Here is a 19,292-nt window from a genome sequence, read left to right as displayed (position 1 = left end):
CGAGATCATAAGTTTTTGGCATCTAGGGATTTTTAAAAATTAATTCAGGCCATGTTCTGCTTTAAAACGCTCTAAGTTTCGTACTGCATCCTGATAATGAGACTGCACTCGACTACTATTAATGCGCAAATCGTATAGACGCTTTTTATAGTCATCACGATCTTTAATCGACAGATCTTTGCGCTCTAATTCTTTTAAATAATGATTCATATCAGTTTGCGAACGATTAAACTCTGAATCCGCTTGGTAATAGTCATTGGCAACTTGATAATAGTTACTTAAAGATTCACGCTTTTCAATGGGGCAAACACGGAAATCCCCACGTCCTTCCAAGGCTTCATTAAAAATAGTTTCAGGGCGACAATAATAGCCCAAACCTTTTTGATAGCCTTGTTCGTACAGCTTTTGATTTGGCACGATGTTGGCTTTTTGACATGAGGAATAGTACTTATCTAAACGTGAATCATATCCAGCAGAACCATCTTTCTCGCCCACGTTGAACCAATTTGCAGTTTTACATTGCTCGACACTCATGGCCGCGCAGCCCGAAAGTAAAACCGTTAAAGTTGATAAAAGTAAAATCATTTTCATGAAAAATTCTTCCTATTATTATCGTGTTACGCGATTAAAGAATTACATTGTAATGACAGGATAGTGCGTACTTTGGTGTACTAAATCTGTGTGCTGCCATAAATCGTATAACGGAATTTTAACATCCAAGGCCAATGGTAACTTTTTTGGATTAAATTGCATATGCGCCAAAGTTGCTCCCCAAGCAATCACATCTATATCCAAACTGATATGATGCGAAGGACGAACACGACCAGATTGTGCTTCTAATTTTTTGAGGATATCTGATACTTCATCAACACTAAGTCGGCTTTTTAATAAGCAAGCCGAATTCCAGTAGTCTGCACCGATTCCATCTCGACAAGGAATTTCATAAATTGGAGAAAATTCCACTGCGCCCAAACTTGCAATTTGTTGATAAGCGAAAGTGAAATTTTGTTGCTGCTGGACATTACTCGCCAGTGCGAGCGCAAAAATTGTTTCTGTTGCGTTCAAGGCGAATTCCTACTGCATTGGCTTGTGCAATGATGGCGGGTTTGCGGATTGTAATACTGATCGATTCTACTGAAGGAAATGTCGTAAATAGGCACTCTAAAACCAACTGAGCTGCATGCTCAATCAATTTTGGTTTTGCTGCTTGAATGACTTGAGCTGCCAGCTCGCAGATTTGTGCATAATTAAGCGTATCTGCCAGCTCATCTGAGCCAGCCGCTTGAGAAAGGTCATTATGAATGGTGAGATCTAGCATTAAAGGTTGAATAATTTGGCGTTCCCAGTTGAAACAACCAACCACAGTATCAACCTTTAGCCCTTCAATAATAATGGCATCCATAATGACCTAATGAACCGATAAATAAATTAATGCTTTAAAAACGAAGCAGGTTCAATATTGTGAACCATTTTTAAACGTTGGTCAGCATAAATATCGGTATATGGCGCAAGAACACGCATGAAACGATCAAAATATAACATTTGCTTGAATAATAACGCGAAGTCACGTGGGAATTTGATCCCATGACGCTCACCTACAGCCACCATATCCATCATGATGTCATTCAAATCTGCTGGATTCGAGCTCAGAATTTCTTGCGGATCTGCCAGTAACACACCACTAAACAAACGCTCTAAATCATCAGCCAAAACCTGAGTATCAATTTTCTGATGGGTCATCCCCATTTTCAGCATGTTCTCAGCCATCGCGATATAATTGGTGTGCTGTAATGCATCCATAAATGCCATACACGCAGTCCAAACCTCAGGTTTTAACTGACCAACGATACCAAAATCAATAAAGCCAATACGACCATCTTCCAGCAACATCAGATTGCCCGCATGTAAATCTGCATGGAAACTCTTACACAACATTAAACTACCAAACCAAGTATTCATGGCCGTAATCAATACTTGTGTTGGGTCTTTGGCATATTGTTTAACCACATCAAAGTCAGTCAATGACACCCCATACAAACGCTGCATGGTCAGGACGCGACGGGTCGAAAACTGGTGATACACCTTCGGTGCAGTTGCCGCTTGATTTCCTGAAATATTCAGATATTGAATAAAGTCATCAAGATTCTGTGCTTCTTCAATGAAATCAACTTCACGCACCATACGTGTTTTGATCTCGTCCACAATATCAGACAAAGATGCAAATTTGATTTTCGGTACTGCTTTTTCTAAAAGCTTGGTTGCCCAATGCACCACATTTAAGTCGGTATATAAAATGGTTTCAACGCCTGGTTTTTGTACCTTCAATACGACATCTTCGCCAGTCACCAATCTTGCAGCATGGACTTGGGCGATTGAAGCAGAACCTAATGGCTTTTCATCAATAAAGCTAAAAATGTCATTGAGATTTTTACCTTCAAATTCATCAGCCAAAACTTGTTGAATATAGCTAAATGGTAAGCTAGGAGTTTGATCTAAACAGCCTTGGAATTCTTGAACATATTCACGAGGGAATAAAGACGGCGTACTCGCAATGAATTGCCCCAATTTGATATAAGTCGAACCAAGCGACTCAAATGTCTCACGCATAAGCTTGGCATTGCTTGGTTTTTCAGTTGCATATTTCACACCTGCTTGTGCTGCAACCACCACTGTTTCGCCAATACGTGCAACAGAACGTAATCCATCGAATAAAATATTTCTTTTCATAATCTTTCTTGCCTCACAGATGGCATTAGTTTAGCAAATTTTGCTCAATTTACCGATCAAGTTGCCTGACAAATCGGACAATTTACATCTTTTTCAAATTTAAGAATACGTTGCGATAAATTTAAGCCATTCCAAAGCAGTAGTTTTTGCTTGAGTGGCGTCAAACCAAGCCCTAAAAACAGTAATGTGTGATGTGCTTGTAATGACGCCATCATTACAGGCGTGGTCGCCAATACGCCTGACTCCGCACAACGCAGCCCTTCATTGGCATGATCTTCTTTCGGAAACAAGCATTCATAACAAGCTGAGTCTGCATCCACCATAAACATCTGCCCTTCAAAACCAATCGCTGAAGCACTGATGAGTGGCACTTGATGCTTTCTAGATACAGCATTGACTAAATAACGGGTGCTAAAGTTATCACAACCATCCAACACTACATCTTGATGCTGTATTAAGTCATCAGCATTCGTTTCATCAAATCGTATATTTTGATAGCTGACTTGTATATGCGGATTAATCTCTCGCAAACGTTTCGCCAATATTTCAGCTTTATAGCGCCCAAGATCATTTGCAGTAAAAGCAATCTGTCTTTGCAGGTTGCTTATTTCAATGGTATCGGCATCAACAATGGTAATTTTACCCACGCCAGCACGAGCCAGTAGTTCTGCACTGGTACAGCCTATTCCACCTGCTCCAATAATCAGTACATTGGCGAGTTTTAATTTTTCTTGTGCTTCGATATCCCAACCATCTAATAAAATCTGACGACTATAGAGATGCATTTCCTCATTACTTAGCTCAAATTCGTTTTCAAAATGGTCTGACACGTGAATTGCTTCTTTATCTTCAAGGGTATTGCTGATTTTAAGTCGATGTGGGATTGGAGGAAAGAGAAATTCCACTATAATCGCCTTTGTTTTAACAACCTTCTCCTTTCAATCAATACCTTATCTTATAATTTCTTTAATGACTTACGACCTGTCGTAAAGACTTTACGACAGGCCTGACTGATCACACGATTTCTCTACTTCCGATCATGTATCATTTCATACGACTGTGCTCTTAATAAATCTTCTTTGCTGCCAAAAGACTGATTGCGTAGCTGATTGATTGACTGCTGTTTACTTTCATTACTCGCCTCACTTTTTAAGATCTGATCACGTGCGGCTAAGTAACCATTGACCTGTGTTTGCCATCCAGCTTCTTCTTGATCAACTTTTTCTAAACGATCTGCTGCTTCAGGTCCTAATAAACTTTCACGCATATTCCGTAGCTCTTGAGCAGAACCACCCTTTTCTCGCACCTCTTGCGTTAACTGCTGCAATTCGGCAAATTGCATCGATACTCGGACACCATCTGCCAAGGTCGAAGGCAATTGATCTATTAATTTCGCCAATTCAGCTGCCTTTTGCTGCGCAGTCAAAGTTTTATTGGCATGAATACGCATTTGATCAATATTAAACTGGTTCAGGTTACGTTCATTGCCAAATAAAGCATTGATCTCTGCTGCATTAAAAAACTGCTGTTGTACTTTATACATTTGATCAATCACTTTCTGAAAACCGTCAATATCACCTGTTTTGAAATTACCACTCGGTTTAATATTTTTTAAAGCATGGGTATAAGCCACATATTGATCTAGTAGATAAATCGCATAACGAGATGCGGTGTCAGGTAAAGTCGCGGTGAGGTACTGGCGAATATCAGCAACCAATTCAGTTTCAGTTTTTTCACCCAAACTGGAAAAGAAATAATCAAAACAACTTCGAATACCAACCGTTAAAATTAATTTGCCATTGGAATCGACCTGAATTGGGCAGTCAATCTCTGTACCTTGTAATGAAGCAGCCAATACAGGCATTTTCCCTTTCTGATTATTCTGCTGACTGGCCTCTGATGTGTTGCCCATAATCTGAGATTGCGTCTGTTGATTGAGCGGATGCTCTGTATTTTGAGCATCTGGTTTAAATATCCAATAGATTAAAGCCAACAAGAGCAATAAACACACGATTAAAATTAAACTGATGGTTTTATTATTCAAAAATTTACCGTTCATAATCCCTTGCTCTATTTATCATTCTTTGTTTGAACCGTTAAAAGCCAAAGGAGCAACGTATTGCCCCTTCAGCAAAAGAATTATAGACCTTGATTTTTTAGACGATTTGCTTGAGTACGATACGGTGTCACTGGGTTCTGTAAGAATCCAACCAAACCAAGAATTTGATTCACCTCATCCAGATGGTTAAATGCATAATTGTCACGAATCACTGTTCCCAAGTGGCTCGAACAACGTGGCACTAAGCCATCATTTTCCCCAGAAATCAGCAGTGATGTTGCTGTTAATGCATAATCCATCGGATCTAAAGCATTGGTAAATGGGCTAGTTCCACTCCATGAATAGTAGCGAACTCCATTCACCAGCTCTGCTCCTGAACCACAAGCCGTCGTTGGTACACCAGCTGGAAAACGTTGGTTAAAATTGGCAGACCCTTTGGTGGTGAGTGAGTTTAAACCCGCAATTGCATCTTGATCATAATAGTGTCCAGAACCAATACCCACGAGTGAGAAGAACGCATTTACACCCGCTGCAATAATAGGTGCAAGTGCTGGGCCAACAGGTGATTTCACCACTGAGTCAACCACGTCTGCCACATCTGAACCTTTGGTTGGACCACCGACTGCTGTAACCGATGCAATTTTATTCGGCAACAAACTTGCAACATAACGAACCGATTGAGAGCCATGACTATGGCCAATTAAATTGATTTTTTCTGCACCTGTAATTGCTAAAACTTGTTTCGCTTGCAGCAATAATTGTTCGCCACGTACTTCTGATGAATTAAACGAAGCTTGCTGTGCGACAAAGACATTTGCACCATTACCCACCAAATCTTCCGTAATACCATTCCAGTATTGCAAAGGACCAACAGCAGAGAAACCTGCCATCCCATGCGCTAAAAGAATTGGATACTTGGTTTTTGCATAGCTTGATGTAACGCTGGTGCTACCGCCGACTGAACAAGAGTTCACATTACAGTTTTGCCATGATGCTTTGGGTGCAAAAAAATCAAACAAACCTGCATGTACCACAGATCCGCTACTCACCACCATGCCTGCCATCAGCGCCATGACATTTAAATATTTTTTCTTCACGTTGTTGCTCCTAGCATTTTTCATTTTTATTACAATGATTTAGTCTTTTATATTTGTATATGGAGTCATTCCAAATATACAAACGACTGGCAGAATTATACTCCTTCGAAATATTGCGTGATTTTTAGACTAAAACAAACTGTGCCAAAATCATAACAATACATGCCAAAATTACGATTGATTCAAAAAATTCCGATGAATGCACATTTTCAAATCCTTCTCACTGCTTTAATTTCGGAATGAATTGGTTCAGCTTTAAAATGGAATTTGCTTCACACTATGAGTATTCCCCGTCTTCATAATCAGCATTTTATTAGCAGCTCGTATGCTCACTTACTTAGTGAAGTGGTTTCACAATGGAATGTCTCTGTTGAAACATTATTTTGGGGTACAGGCGTTGATATCGATCAACTACATGATTTGAATTATAAAATTAGTCTCAACTCCTTTAAAAAAGTCATTGCCCGAACCATTGAACTGACACAAGAACAAGGTGTTGGTTTTTATGCAGGGACACAATTAAAAATTAGCTCTCATGGTCTGTTGGGTTTTACCGTTGCCATTTCAAAAAATGCATTGGAAGCGATAGAAACAATTAATCAATTTGTAAGCTTGCAATGCTCGTTCGTCGAATTAAATTTTAAAGTTGAAGCGGATCTCGCCTATTACAGTATTGCCTATGACAGTTCGCTGCTTAATTTTAACGATGATTTAGATACGCAAGCCTATGAGTTTAGCTGTATTTTCTTTTTAACAGGCTTTGTCCATTTGGTCAGATTTTTTATTCCAGATTTCAAGCCAAGTGTGGATCTACAATGTCAACGTCCGGATTACTTTGTCCGCTTTAATGACATTTTGTCTTCAACTTTTACAGAAATACGGTACCAACAGCCTTATACTCGCTTGATTGCCGCTGCAACTTTCTTAGATGCACCACTCAGCATGGCCGATCCCCTCACAGCAGAAAAGTTTAAATTACTGTGCCAAAAAGAAATGGATGAATTGGTTGCTACACAAGACATTTTGCAACGTATTAAATATTTAATTGACGATAAAACAGAAGGTTTACTCAGTATTGATCAAGTCGCACAAAGACTCAATCTGACTAAAAGAACGTTGCAGCGGATGCTACAAGAAAAAAATATCAGCTTTCAAACTCTATATGATGAAGTTCGCAGAGAAAAAGCCAAAAAATTACTACTTAACCCGTTTATGACCAAAGATGAAGTTGCAAAAAAACTGGGGTATTCATCCCTTTCAAGTTTTAATCGTGCCTTTAAGCGCTGGGAAATTGAATAAAACTTTGCACAAGTTTATGCAACAATAATCTGATATATCAATCTTTCGGATGTTGTATGCACACACAAGATATTACTGCTGTTGAGCTTTCCAAAGCTTATCGTCTACTCAATCATGGTCCAACCGTTTTAGTCTCTGCACAGCATGAACAAGAAACCAATGTCATGGCAGCTGCTTGGGCATGTGCTTTAGAATTAACACCCGCTAAAGTCACGGTGGTGTTGGATAAAAGTACCAAGACCCGACAACTGGTTGAGCAAAGTGGCTATTTTGCTTTGCAAGTACCCTGCTATGCTCAGATTGATATGGTGCATCAACTGGGAACGATCAGTCAGTTTGATCAGCCAAACAAATTGCAAGATTGTAAAACTGAACTATTTTATCAAGATGATTTTCCTATTCCACTGGTTGCAGGCAGTCTGGCTTGGCTGATCTGTAAGGTGATTCCTGAGCCACATAATCAACAGACCCATGATTTATTTATTGGTTCAGTGGTTGGCGCTTGGGCCGATTCACGTGTATTCCGCGATGGACACTGGCACTTCCAAGAAACCAACAAAGAGTTGCGCAGTCTTCATTACATTGCAGGTGGTACATTCTATTTGATTGGTGAAGAAGTCAAAGCAAAATAGGCTTGGATATGAGGCAAGGCCAAATAAGCTTTGCCTTTTTATTCATCATTAATCTTCATCAGCTCACTGTACATGCTATCTAAAAACTGCTGCTGCTCTTTATCATTTTTAAAGTAACGTTGATAAAGGACACTACAACTTTGAACATCAGCAATATTGGCTTTATTAAATGACCAATCCTTTCGATCTTTAATGCTAATCCCTAGATCATCATCACAACTTTGCCATAGCTGAGAAAATCTGGTTCGTTTATTTACATCCAATTTTTTAAAGTCGGCATATACAGAATAGCCACGCATAGATGAATTAAAAAACTGAGAAATCATGGTGACAGGCACACCACCCCAATTGATGGTTTGATCTTTAGGCAGCAAAATATCCGTCAATTTATTTTCAGACATGATCTGTGCTTGCTCACCTTGTTTGAAATGATGCTTTTCATAAACCAAGGTCGTTCCAGTTGGAACATGGATCTTTTTGACCAACATCGGTTGTTGCGTGATGTAATACGGATAGTTCGGTCTTGAGTTTCCCCCTGTTGGATTCATACTCCCAACACAGCCCGATAAAAACAAGAGTGAAACAACAGATAAACAAGTGATAAATTTCATTGATCAATTCCTTTTTGTTCAATCATTTTTATTATCAATTTCAAGGTTCTTACTCGACCTTAAAACGAAATTGATCTAGAAACAATATCAAATAGCAAACTACGCCAAAGTCAAAATTTAAAAAACCGTTGAGGAGCTTTCTCAACAACGGTTTAACTAAAATACAGTTCTGAGCATTCTAATGAACTTATTTCGCTGCCATACGAATTGCACCATCCAAACGGATTACTTCACCATTCAAATATGAGTTTTCAGCAATATGAACGACCAAACGACCAAATTCTTCTGGGCGACCTAAACGTGATGGATAAGGTACCATTTGTCCCAATGCATCTTGTACGTTTTGAGGCAAACCTTTTAGCATGGGTGTTTCCATAATCCCTGGGGCAATGGTCATAACACGGATATTATGACGAGCCAGTTCTCGTGCAATTGGCAATGTCATCGCGACAACAGCACCTTTTGATGCAGAGTAAGCAGCCTGCCCAATCTGACCATCAAAAGCTGCAACCGAAGCGGTATTCACAATCACACCACGATCTTCATCACCTTCTACTACGATATTTTTACTCATGGCATCTGCTGCAAAACGCAGCATGTTAAATGTACCTGTCACATTGATATGCAAGGTTTTAGAAAACATTGCCAAATCATGCACAGCATCTTTTCCAACCACTTTTGCCGATGGGCCAATCCCTGCACAATTGACTAAACCGTATAAACCACCATGTTGAGCAACAACATCTTTAAAAAATTGTTCTGCGGCTTGTTCATCAGTCACATCAAGTTTTACAAAATCAGCTTGAGCACCCAATGCTTGGGCCTGCTGTTCTCCTGCTTCAACATTCATATCCACTAAAGTGACGGAAGCACCCTTTGCAACTAAGCACTCAGCTGTTGCAGCTCCCAAACCTGAACCACCGCCTGTAATAACAAAATGTTTTCCCTGAATTTTCATTTACGTTTCCTATCAAATTAAAGATATAAATTTTTATAACTAAGCGTAATGGCAACTTTTTTCCGATACAATTTCAAAAAGTAGCAAATTTGATGCAGCTTTTGAGCATTCGGCCTATTTATTCTCCTGTATTTCATTGGTATATGAACAAAAACTTTAACCTCGATCTTACTTCGGCAAAAGATACTATTTCAAATGCTTTAATCCGCGAAGCATTGAGTGTAGCTGCGAGTCGCGGTTTAAATATTGTCAATATTGCAAATCGTGCAGGTATTTCTGCAGAGTTGCTCACTTCGACCAAGGCGCGCGTTCCTGTTACGCAATGTGCGCAGTTATGGGTTGAACTTGCTGAAAGCATGAATGATGAGTTCTTGGGTATGGATAGTCATCCAATGCGTCGGGGAAGTTATAAATTATTAGCAAAACTTGCATTTGGTACCGAAACTTTAGAGCAAGCAATTCAAGAGATTTTAAAATTTTTAAGTTTGGTTCTCGATGACATCCGCGGTGAACTAGTGCAACAAGGTTCCAAAGCTTATCTGATCTTGCATGATCGTGAACAACCAAAGCGGATGTTTACCTATTCAACCTATTTAATGTTAGTGCATAGTTTAATGTGCTGGTTGAGTGATCAACGCATTAGTTTTCATAAAATGACCTTTAGATGCCATCCTCCTGTAGAAATACAGGATTATCGGGTGCGTTTTTGTGAAAATATTCACTTCAATGCAGAACAAAATCAGATCGAATTTGATGCCCATTACCTTAAACATAAAATCAAGAAAGACAAACATGCCCTCAATGATTTTCTAAGAAATACACCTTATAACCTGATTGTCCGTTTTAAAAATGAAAACTCTTTGAGCTTGCAAATTCGTCGGCAATTACTTTTACAACCTCCCTCACACTGGGATGAACTGAAAGAAATAGCTCAACAGTTAAATATGTCGACTGCAACCATTCAACGGCGTTTAAAACAAGAAGGTGTCAGTTATCAGCAACTGAAAAATGATATTCGCTGTGATATTGCCATCGAACGACTGAGTAAAAGCAATGATTCGATTCAAACGATTAGTGACGATCTGCATTTCCATGATCCGAGCGCGTTCCATCGTGCTTTTAAAAAATGGACAGGCGTGAGCCCAGGTGCTTATCGTGCAAAAACACTTAAGCGAACGATCCACAGCGCGTTATAAAAAAATGTATGGTTAGTTTAAATCCATTTTTGCACGATTTAAACATCGTGATCGACTGTTAAACGCAATGACCAACAGCACAATTCCGATGTTACTCATCAATGGGAAGAATGATCCGAATTCAGGGCGACACTTGGCTACACCTTATAAAGCTTTGATTCCAAATCCAAAGGTGATCGAACTTGATGACTGTGGGTACTAGAGGCTTTGGGTACAACCGAACATGGTAAAAAAAGAAATCCTTCGGTTTTTGGCAATCTCCTCTTAAAACAACAACAGAAAAAATGATATAGATTTGGAGTTATTGGTATTGAATAAGCAAAGACAGATGGTTTCAATCAACGTATGCTGACTTTAGTTTCCATGATCTGTGTATATTTGCATACAGCATTGAAAATAAATGTGGATTTCCCCCTGTGCTTCTCAAGGATTACGACAAATGTATACTCCTGAAATATTTGAAGAAACAGATCTTGAAAAACTATATCAGCTCATTCAAGATTTCCCCTTTGCAAGCTTGATCACTCAGAATAATGCGGGTTTAGATGCAAATCATCTGCCTTTTCAATTATTACGTGATGAGGAAAACCAAACAGCAACACTGGTCGCTCACATTGCAAAAAATAATATGCTACATACGCAAGTAGAAAATGGCACGGAAGTTTTGATTATTTTTCAGGGCGAGCAAGGTTATATTTCACCCAATTGGTATCCAAGCAAGCAGCAACACCATAAGGATGTCCCGACATGGAATTACCAAGTGGTTCATGTAAAAGGAAAAATAAATTTCCTGCATGATGAAAAATCTTTACGTGGTATCTTGGCCAGACTCACACGCACCCATGAAGCAAAACAAGCCAGTCCATGGAAAATGTCGGATGCACCCAGCGCCTATATTGCACAGAAAATTGAAGCTATTGTTGGGATAGAAATTCCAATCACTCAGATCATAGGCAAATTTAAACTTAGTCAAAATCGGGAAAAAGCGGATGCATTAGGCGTTGTCGATGGACTTGAAAAACAAGGAAATCAGAATTTGGCAAAAGCAGTGCAGCAATATATTAAAGATTAGGCTTGTGATATGTGCCATTTTTGATTCACTAGATAAGTGGCATATTTTTCACATATAAAATTAGGACTTATATTTAGTTTGGTGTTTATCTTCTATCCTGATTTATAAATCGAAATAACTCGGTTTGGAACCTAGATCGCTCATGTAAAGATTGCCTATTGTTTTTTTATGCGGCTCTATTTACATCATGTCATTCACATCAAAACTTGCTTTATCTAAAATCATCCTGAGTTCTGCGTTGGGGTTTGTATTTGTCTCATCAACCTTTGCGGCTGTTCCTACAACACTTAAACTTGACTATGCTTACTATGCCCCCACAAGTTTGGTGGTTAAAGATCAAAAACTTTTAGAAAAAGCACTGCCAAACACACAAATCAAATGGGTGTTTAGCCAAGGTAGTAATCGTTCGCTTGAATATCTGAATAGTAACAGTATTGATTTTGCCTCGACCGCTGGACTGGCTGCTGTACTCAGTCGTGCCAATGGCAGCCCGATTAAAACGGTCTATGTGCAAAGCCAACCCGAATGGACTGCCTTGGTGGTTTCTCAAAACTCAAGTATTAAGACATTAAAAGACCTTAAAGGGAAAAAAATTGCTGCGACAAAAGGAACAGATCCTTTTCTTTTCACTTTACAAGCACTGGATACCGTCGGACTCAGTAAACGCGACGTACAATTAGTACACTTACAACACCCAGATGGAAAAACTGCCTTGGAACGTGGTCAAGTTGATGCTTGGGCGGGGCTTGATCCGTTAATGGCAGCGGCCCAAATTCAATCTGGTGCTAAACTGCTTTATCGTAATGTGGGATTTAATAGCTATAGTGTCTTGAGTATCAAAGAAGAATTTGGCAAGCAAAGTCCTGAAGCTGTTGACGCCGTGATTAAAGCATATGAGCAAGCACGAAAATGGGCCAAAGCCAATCCTGATAAAGTCGCAGCACTGTTAGCGCGTGAATCTAAACTTCCTTTACCAGTTGCCCAATTACAGTTGAGCCGTACCAACTTTGAACAAAACATTCCTTCGGCTACGCATGCCCAGGCATTGAAACGCTCAGGAAAAATCTTAACCGAAGAAGACTTGGTCAGAAAAGGCACTGATGTCAATCAAGTGGTGGATCAACTGCTAGACCCACGTTTTGCTCAAAAAGCTGTGAAATAACCCATGAGCAACTCAAGCAACAAAGCTGAGTTAACAGGTTTTCTAACTCAGCAAAACGCACAGCCAAATAAAAAACGTTTTCACCCAAACCTCGGCCTTTGGTTCAAAGCCCTGCTACTGCCAATCCTGTTGTTAATACTTTGTGAGTTTTTAGTCAGAAATGGCTATATCGAAGCCTATTTACTGCCAGCACCGAGTAGCTTGTGGCAATCCTTTTGGGAGTTGGCTCAAGGTGATTTACTGCAGCATATTTATATCAGTACTTGGCGGGTTTTCGTCGGTTTTGCGCTGGGAAGTGGTTTGGGCTTAATTTTTGCAATTTGGGTCGGTTTAAGCAAAGAAGTAGAAGCTTATTTAGAGCCAACATTTTCGGCGCTCAAATCAATTCCAAGCCTTGCTTGGATTCCGTTATTGTTACTTTGGCTAGGAATTGATGAATCGTCTAAAATTACGCTTATTGCAATTGGTGCATTTTTTCCGACCTATACCAATACAGTTGCTGCCATACACAATGTAGATCGGAAGCTCATAGAAGTTGGAAAAGTTTACAATTTAAATGCATTGCAACGGGTGATATCGATTGTGTTACCTGCTGCATCTTCAGGCATCCTGACGGGTTTACGTAATAGCTTAAGTCTCTCTTGGATGTTTATGATTGCGGCTGAACTCATTGCGGCCACACAAGGGATTGGCTATTTACTCAGTGATGGACGAGAAACTTCACGCCCAGATATTGTGATCATTGCGATTATTCTATTGGCTTTGCTTGGCAAAGTATCTGACAGTTTAATGAAATTGCTGGAAAATCGATTATTACGCTGGCGTGATACCATTCACAAACAAACTTAAGCCCAACAAGCCAAAGTCACGCGATCATTACTACCATAATCCTTGATGGTCTGAATTTGCCCAAAACCTTGTTGCTCAAACATATCTCGTACTGCTTGACCTTGGTCATAACCATGCTCAAGCACAATCCAACCCTGTGAATTAAGCCAGTCTTTCCCTTGGGTGATAATGGTTTCAATATCCGCCATGCCCTGCTTGTCGGCAATCAATGCGCGCTCAGGTTCCGACTTGAGCTTTTGCATATGCACATCGTCAGGATCAATATATGGCGGATTAGAAACAATCAAATCAAATTGTTGTCGCTCTAAAGCTTCAAACCAAGCGCCACAGGCAAACTTGACCTGCATAAGACCATGCCGAACAGCATTGTCCTGAGCCACTTCTAAAGTTGGGGCATAAATATCCGTTGCCGTGACTTGCCACTGTGGACGTTCACTTGCAAGCGCCAAGGCAATTGCACCCGTTCCTGTCCCTAAATCCACAATATTGGCTTGAGGATTTAACGGCAGTTTCAGCACCATTTCCACCAGTATTTCAGTATCGGGGCGCGGTACTAAAGTGTCATGTGTGACTTTTAAATCGAGCGTCCAAAAAGGTTGTGAACCCGTGATATAGGCCAAAGGTTCGCCATGTTCAATACGAGCCAGCCCATCTAAATAGGCCTGCTCCTGTATTTCTGTCAATTCTTGCTCAAGCCGAAATTTAAGTTCCAAGGCATTCACACCTAAAAGATGCTCGAGTAGCCATGCCGCCTCTTGACGTTCATAGCTATCAATTTCGCCTTTGATTTCTAAAGCTTGAGCAATATTCATTAGCCGCCATTTTCCTGTGCAAGCATCGCCAACTGATCCGCCTGATATTCACGATGTAAGCTATCCAGTAATTCTGTTAAATCACCTTCCATAACCGCATCTAGCTTATATAAAGTCAGGTTGATACGATGATCAGTCATACGACCTTGCGGATAGTTATAAGTGCGGATGCGCTCGGAACGGTCACCTGAACCAACCAAGTCACGGCGCATTTCAGAGGTTGCCGCATCAGCTGCCGCACGTTTCGCATTTTCTAAACGAGAGACTAGCAAAGCCATCGCTTTGGCTTTGTTCTTATGCTGTGAACGTTCTTCCTGACATTCCACTACGACACCAGATGGAATATGGGTAATACGTACCGCAGAGTCAGTTTTGTTAATGTGCTGACCACCTGCACCTGATGCACGATACGTATCAATACGCAAATCGGCAGGGTTAATTTCAACTGTGGTATCAACATCGACTTCTGGAAGAATTGCAACGGTACACGCTGAAGTGTGTACACGGCCTTGTGATTCTGTCGCAGGAACACGTTGTACACGGTGCGCGCCGCTCTCAAATTTCAGGCGACCATAGACACCTTCACCATCAATACGACAAATGATCTCTTTATAGCCGCCATGCTCACCTTCATTTTCAGAAAGGACTTCAATACGCCAGCCTTGTGTTTCGGCATATTTACTATACATACGGAATAAATCACCCGAGAAGATCGCAGCTTCATCACCACCCGTTCCAGCACGGACTTCAAGATAAGCTGAATTGGCATCATTGGGATCTTTTGGAATCATCAACACATTCAATTGCTCTTCCAGTGCAACCAAAAGCGCTTTGTTTTCTTTGATTTCCTCTTCTGCCATATCTTTGAAATCAGGATCTGACTTCATCATTTCAGCAGTTTCGATATCAGCTTCAGCTTGACGATATTTGCCCCAAACCTCGGTGATCTCAGTTAGGTCATTATGTTCACGAGACAATTTACGGAAACGTTTATTGTCTGAAATCACTTCTACATCAGCGAGTAATGCAGTCAGCTCTTCGTGACGATCACAAAGTTGATCGAGTCTTAAACGGAGTGATGCTTTCATGGGCGGAATATCTCAAAACTAAAGACTCAGTGCGATCAAAAAAATAATGAAGCACGAGTAAAATCAAAAAATTGCGCATAGTTTACAGACTCTACCGATTAAAAGACATAGACAATCCAGCCAACTTACTCATCCATACTCATTTCATCACAAATTGTTCAGTTTTAGTTTTTACGACTTGTTCTCTTAGGTCGGCTTATATATAAATAATGGAGGATAAATAGAAAGATAAAACAATAGGATAATCTATGAATAATTTTATAAATCGCCCAACCTCGGCCTTTATTGCAGCAAGTTGGGTCGCCTTACTCGCTGGCGCTGTAGGCTTTATGATTGGTTTGTGGAATGCCAATATGCCGCTGCATGAAAAAGGCTATTATTTTGTGATCATGCTCTATGGACTTTTCTCAGCAGCCTCTTTACAGAAAACTGTCCGCGATCAACTTGAAGAAATACCAGTCACTGCTATTTATTACGGTTTATGTTGGGCTTCGATGGCCGTGTGTATCGTTCTTTTATTGATTAGCTTATGGAATGCCGATCTGACCATGAGTGAGAAAGGCTTTTATATCATGTCATTTCTATTAAGCCTATTTGGTGTAGTCGCAACGCAAAAGAATATTCGTGACTTAAATTATTTACGTCTGCAAACTGAACTGAATCCTCGACAACTAAAACTCGAAGATCAATCGATAAAAGATGATCAATTAGATTAATTAAAAAATGAATGGAACCTTAAAATAAGGTTTCATTTTTTTGTGCGTCGATTAACTATCTTATTGTTTAATTGAACTTATCTCTCATTGTTCATTCTTACTAGCAACAAAACACTACAATCCAGACACTAAAGAATAATAATTCAGGAAAGCTTCTCCATATTTTCATACTCAAACTTTGTTACATTTGCTGCCATTAGAAAGAGGTCCGCTTTATTTCGGACACGGAGTCAAAAATGAAATTAAATGCTTGGTTATGTGCTGCAATCTTTGCAAGTTCATCACTCGTTACTACTGCTCATGCTGATAATGCAACGCGTGTTGCTGCAACTTCTGCGCTTGGTAGTGTAGTTGGTACTGCACTGGGTAAAGAGATCGGTGGTAATAACGGCGCAATGATTGGCTCTGCCCTAGGTGGTGCTGGTGGTGCAGCTGCTGCAAGTAGCAAACGTACTCGTACTGAAGCTGCTATTGGTGGTGGTTTAGGTGGTGTTGGTGGCTATACTGTGGGTAAAAACCTTGGTGGTACAACAGGTGGTTATATCGGTGCTGCTGCTGGTGCCGCAGGTGGTTCAGCTTTAGGTCGTAAAGTAGGTCAAGACCGTGACTATGACAACTACCAGTCTAAAAAATACAAGAAAAAAAGAAAGCATCGTCATCACTAATTCAAAAAAGCACCTTCGGGTGCTTTTTTATTATCTTCAGGTTATGACAATTTTTCAGTTATTAAATCCCCTATTTAGCTTAAAGATCGTTCCCAACCTTGTTACAGTGCTTAAAGATTTTAAATCCACAAAAATAAAAAAAGCGCCTTACGGCGCTTTTTTTAGATATACAAATTAGTTTGCATATACTGGGAATTTTGCACAAACAGCTTCAACTTTTGCTTTCACGTCAGCGATAACTTTCTCATCACCTTTGCTGTCGATCACATCAGCGATCCAACCTGCAAGTTCACGTACTTCAGCCTCACCGAAACCGCGAGTCGTCACAGCTGGTGTACCAATACGGATACCAGAAGTCACAAACGGAGAACGTGGGTCATTTGGAACCGCATTTTTGTTTACTGTGATATGTGCTGAGCCTAACCAAGCATCAACTTCTTTACCCGTTACGTCTTGTTTGATCAAAGACAATAGGAATAAATGGTTTTCTGTACCACCAGAAACAACATCAAAACCACGTGAAATTAATACTTCAGCCATAGCTTGAGCATTTTTCACCACTTGTTGTTGGTAAGTTTTGAACTCATCAGACATTGCTTCTTTGAAACAGATTGCTTTAGCAGCAATTGCATGCATCAAAGGACCACCTTGGTTGCCTGGGAATACAGCGGATTGAAGTTTCTTCTCGATTTCTTCATTTGCTTTAGCAAGGATTAAACCTGAACGTGGACCACGAAGTGTTTTGTGCGTTGTTGTCGTTGTTACGTCTGCAATTTGAACTGGGTTAGGATAAACACCCGCAGCAACCAAACCAGCAACATGCGCCATATCAACAAAAAGGTACGCACCTACTTTGTCTGCGATGTCACGGAAACGCTGCCAATCAACGATTTGGCTATATGCAGAGAAACCAGCAACGATCATACGTGGCTTGTGTTCCAACGCTAAACGTTCTACTTCTTCATAATCAATTTCGCCAGTTTCAGTATTTAAACCATACTGAATCGCGTTATATGTTTTACCAGAGAAACTTACTTTAGCACCGTGAGTCAAGTGACCACCGTGAGCCAAGCTCATACCTAAAACGGTATCACCTGGGTTAAGAAGCGCTAAGTAAACCGCAGAGTTTGCTTGTGAACCTGCATGTGGTTGAACGTTTGCATAGTCTGCACCGAACAACGCTTTAGCGCGGTCAATCGCAAGTTGTTCAATCACGTCCACATATTCACAACCGCCATAGTAGCGTTTGCCAGGATAGCCTTCTGCGTATTTGTTAGTAAGTTTTGATCCTTGTGCTTCCATAACAGCTGGTGAGCAATAGTTTTCAGATGCGATTAACTCGATGTGCGCTTCTTGGCGTACGCCTTCAGAAGCAATCGCTTGAGCTAATTCTGGATCAAATTCAGCAATAGAAATATTGGCAAACATTAGCGGAGGGTCCTATAAATTAGGGCTTTTAAGCCGTGCTAAAGATTGGCACATATTGTAGCATGAAGTTTGTAATTAAGCAGAATGAAGTTTATTCATTTCTCAATAAAAGTTACTTATATTTATCAAAATTTAGCTTTTAGTTGATTAAGATTTTTTCTTAAGCTTATCATTGGGCTTTATAGTTAATTAGCTAGATAGAATGATACGGATTAACGGGAACATTCAGCATTTACAGATATATGATTTTTACTGTATTAGAAATCGAAATTATGAAACCCAGATAGAACAAGAGCAAGCTCTATTGGCACAGATACTTATAGAAAATTTGTTTGATTTTGATGCTCGTGCCTTAGCATATAAAATAAATAAGCATTATAAAATATACAGCTTTATGATTGACCAACACACGGTTATGGGAGTTGCTCAACATATTTTTTTTCAAGAAGGCGATGAATTATATGCCGTTATCAATGCAGAGAGCTTTACTGACATAAGCCCTGTCTATGCAATCTATCACCCAGAACAAAATTTAATTTATTCGCTTCCTCAACATGGCTTCACTCTAGAAGGTTTAAAAAGACGGCAAAAAACAATTGGACTGGCATTTCTTATAATAAGTCTTTTAGTAAATGCTTTCTTTTTATTTAACAGGGAATCTAATGGAGAAATATTTATAGAAGCGATCTCCTCTATTCTTATAAGTGGTGGTTTAGCCTTACTTGCGTATGTTTCAGTTGGCCTGTTATACAAAAAAGCTGCCCACGAAAGTATGCAAATCTATAAAGCTTTCGGTTTCAATGAACCTGAAAAAATTGATTTTAGGTCAAAGCTTTATGAACACAAGCCAACCAGAACAGTATGCCCAGATATTGCTTATCTAGAAAGAAAAATTCGGGAATAATTTAAGCGTAAATTATT

Annotated in this window: 22 protein-coding genes; 10 read left to right on the top strand and 12 right to left on the bottom strand. The window is 39.9% G+C overall.

Annotation, left to right across the window (positions count from 1 at the left end):
* Positions 1-39: 39 nt before the first annotated feature.
* The 7 genes from MMO42_RS15835 to MMO42_RS15805 form a co-directional block, all read right to left on the bottom strand.
* Positions 40-591, bottom strand: a complete 552-nt coding sequence (locus tag MMO42_RS15835; protein WP_241321257.1) for a DUF2799 domain-containing protein — start codon at positions 589-591, stop codon at positions 40-42.
* A 42-nt stretch (positions 592-633) separates the two neighbouring features.
* On the bottom strand, positions 634-1,065 hold the full coding sequence (locus MMO42_RS15830) for a 2-amino-4-hydroxy-6-hydroxymethyldihydropteridine diphosphokinase (protein ID WP_241321256.1): 432 nt from the start codon (positions 1,063-1,065) through the stop codon (positions 634-636).
* Entirely contained in the window at positions 1,022-1,402 is a 381-nt protein-coding gene (folB, locus tag MMO42_RS15825; RefSeq protein ID WP_005294856.1) for a dihydroneopterin aldolase, read from the bottom strand. The genes MMO42_RS15830 and folB overlap by 44 nt, the downstream gene beginning before the upstream one ends.
* Before the next feature lie 26 nt (positions 1,403-1,428).
* On the bottom strand, positions 1,429-2,727 hold the full coding sequence (locus MMO42_RS15820) for an AarF/UbiB family protein (RefSeq protein ID WP_241321255.1): 1,299 nt from the start codon (positions 2,725-2,727) through the stop codon (positions 1,429-1,431).
* A gap of 56 nt (positions 2,728-2,783) precedes the next feature.
* Positions 2,784-3,557: a HesA/MoeB/ThiF family protein gene (locus tag MMO42_RS15815; RefSeq protein ID WP_241321285.1), complete on the bottom strand. Its 774-nt coding sequence runs from the start codon at positions 3,555-3,557 to the stop codon at positions 2,784-2,786.
* A gap of 197 nt (positions 3,558-3,754) precedes the next feature.
* Positions 3,755-4,786, bottom strand: coding sequence for a lipase secretion chaperone (locus tag MMO42_RS15810; RefSeq protein WP_241321254.1), 1,032 nt, complete (start codon positions 4,784-4,786; stop codon positions 3,755-3,757).
* An 80-nt stretch (positions 4,787-4,866) separates the two neighbouring features.
* Positions 4,867-5,883 carry a triacylglycerol lipase gene (locus tag MMO42_RS15805; RefSeq protein ID WP_005294867.1) on the bottom strand — a complete coding sequence of 339 codons (1,017 nt, stop codon included), beginning with the start codon at positions 5,881-5,883 and terminating at the stop codon, positions 4,867-4,869.
* Positions 5,884-6,162: 279 nt separating this feature from the next.
* Here MMO42_RS15805 and MMO42_RS15800 point away from each other — a divergent pair, with 279 nt between their 5' ends.
* On the top strand, positions 6,163-7,182 hold the full coding sequence (locus tag MMO42_RS15800; RefSeq protein ID WP_241321253.1) for an AraC family transcriptional regulator: 1,020 nt from the start codon (positions 6,163-6,165) through the stop codon (positions 7,180-7,182).
* A 56-nt stretch (positions 7,183-7,238) separates the two neighbouring features.
* A complete protein-coding gene (locus tag MMO42_RS15795) occupies positions 7,239-7,814 on the top strand; it encodes a flavin reductase family protein (RefSeq protein WP_241321252.1) in 576 nt (191 codons plus the stop codon).
* Between the two features lie 38 nt (positions 7,815-7,852).
* Here the strand turns inward: MMO42_RS15795 and MMO42_RS15790 are convergent, their stop codons facing one another.
* Together MMO42_RS15790 and MMO42_RS15785 are read right to left on the bottom strand one after the other, a co-directional pair.
* Positions 7,853-8,425: a hypothetical protein gene (locus tag MMO42_RS15790; protein ID WP_241321251.1), complete on the bottom strand. Its 573-nt coding sequence runs from the start codon at positions 8,423-8,425 to the stop codon at positions 7,853-7,855.
* A 187-nt stretch (positions 8,426-8,612) separates the two neighbouring features.
* Positions 8,613-9,383, bottom strand: a complete 771-nt coding sequence (locus tag MMO42_RS15785) for an SDR family NAD(P)-dependent oxidoreductase (RefSeq protein ID WP_241321250.1) — start codon at positions 9,381-9,383, stop codon at positions 8,613-8,615.
* A 143-nt stretch (positions 9,384-9,526) separates the two neighbouring features.
* Here MMO42_RS15785 and MMO42_RS15780 point away from each other — a divergent pair, with 143 nt between their 5' ends.
* The 5 genes from MMO42_RS15780 (at position 9,527) to MMO42_RS15765 (ending at position 13,662) form a co-directional block, all read left to right on the top strand.
* A complete protein-coding gene (locus tag MMO42_RS15780) occupies positions 9,527-10,579 on the top strand; it encodes an AraC family transcriptional regulator (protein ID WP_241321284.1) in 1,053 nt (350 codons plus the stop codon).
* Between the two features lie 67 nt (positions 10,580-10,646).
* Positions 10,647-10,781 (top strand): hypothetical protein, encoded by a 135-nt coding sequence (locus tag MMO42_RS18220; RefSeq protein ID WP_277603360.1) that lies wholly within the window; start codon positions 10,647-10,649, stop codon positions 10,779-10,781.
* A gap of 237 nt (positions 10,782-11,018) precedes the next feature.
* Positions 11,019-11,651 (top strand): FMN-binding negative transcriptional regulator, encoded by a 633-nt coding sequence (locus MMO42_RS15775; protein ID WP_241321249.1) that lies wholly within the window; start codon positions 11,019-11,021, stop codon positions 11,649-11,651.
* A 187-nt stretch (positions 11,652-11,838) separates the two neighbouring features.
* On the top strand, positions 11,839-12,813 hold the full coding sequence (locus MMO42_RS15770; RefSeq protein WP_241321248.1) for an aliphatic sulfonate ABC transporter substrate-binding protein: 975 nt from the start codon (positions 11,839-11,841) through the stop codon (positions 12,811-12,813).
* A 3-nt stretch (positions 12,814-12,816) separates the two neighbouring features.
* Complete coding sequence (locus MMO42_RS15765) at positions 12,817-13,662, top strand: ABC transporter permease (RefSeq protein WP_241321247.1); 846 nt, start codon at positions 12,817-12,819, stop codon at positions 13,660-13,662.
* Here the strand turns inward: MMO42_RS15765 and prmC are convergent.
* Together prmC and prfA are read right to left on the bottom strand one after the other, a co-directional pair.
* Positions 13,659-14,474: a peptide chain release factor N(5)-glutamine methyltransferase gene (gene prmC, locus MMO42_RS15760; protein ID WP_241321246.1), complete on the bottom strand. Its 816-nt coding sequence runs from the start codon at positions 14,472-14,474 to the stop codon at positions 13,659-13,661. The two genes, MMO42_RS15765 and prmC, sit on opposite strands and share 4 nt — an antisense overlap.
* Positions 14,474-15,562, bottom strand: a complete 1,089-nt coding sequence (gene prfA, locus MMO42_RS15755; protein ID WP_241321245.1) for a peptide chain release factor 1 — start codon at positions 15,560-15,562, stop codon at positions 14,474-14,476. The genes prmC and prfA overlap by 1 nt, the downstream gene beginning before the upstream one ends.
* Before the next feature lie 248 nt (positions 15,563-15,810).
* Between prfA and yiaA the strand changes: the two genes are divergently transcribed.
* Both yiaA and MMO42_RS15745 read left to right on the top strand, forming a co-directional pair.
* Entirely contained in the window at positions 15,811-16,278 is a 468-nt protein-coding gene (gene yiaA, locus MMO42_RS15750) for an inner membrane protein YiaA (RefSeq protein WP_241321244.1), read from the top strand.
* A 236-nt stretch (positions 16,279-16,514) separates the two neighbouring features.
* Positions 16,515-16,943, top strand: coding sequence for a hypothetical protein (locus MMO42_RS15745; RefSeq protein WP_241321243.1), 429 nt, complete (start codon positions 16,515-16,517; stop codon positions 16,941-16,943).
* Positions 16,944-17,117: 174 nt separating this feature from the next.
* Here the strand turns inward: MMO42_RS15745 and glyA are convergent, their stop codons facing one another.
* A complete protein-coding gene (glyA, locus tag MMO42_RS15740) occupies positions 17,118-18,371 on the bottom strand; it encodes a serine hydroxymethyltransferase (protein WP_005294902.1) in 1,254 nt (417 codons plus the stop codon).
* 304 nt (positions 18,372-18,675) lie between these two features.
* On the opposite strand from glyA, the gene MMO42_RS15735 reads away from it, so the two are divergent.
* Positions 18,676-19,275, top strand: a complete 600-nt coding sequence (locus tag MMO42_RS15735) for a hypothetical protein (RefSeq protein WP_241321242.1) — start codon at positions 18,676-18,678, stop codon at positions 19,273-19,275.
* Positions 19,276-19,292 lie beyond the last annotated feature (17 nt).

Origin of the sequence: Acinetobacter sp. ANC 3882 (genome assembly GCF_022549545.1) — a bacterium.
Taxonomy (GTDB): Bacteria; Pseudomonadota; Gammaproteobacteria; order Pseudomonadales; family Moraxellaceae; genus Acinetobacter.
The sequence above is the reverse complement of the archived record's forward strand: the minus strand, read 5'-3'. Positions and strand labels throughout refer to the sequence as shown.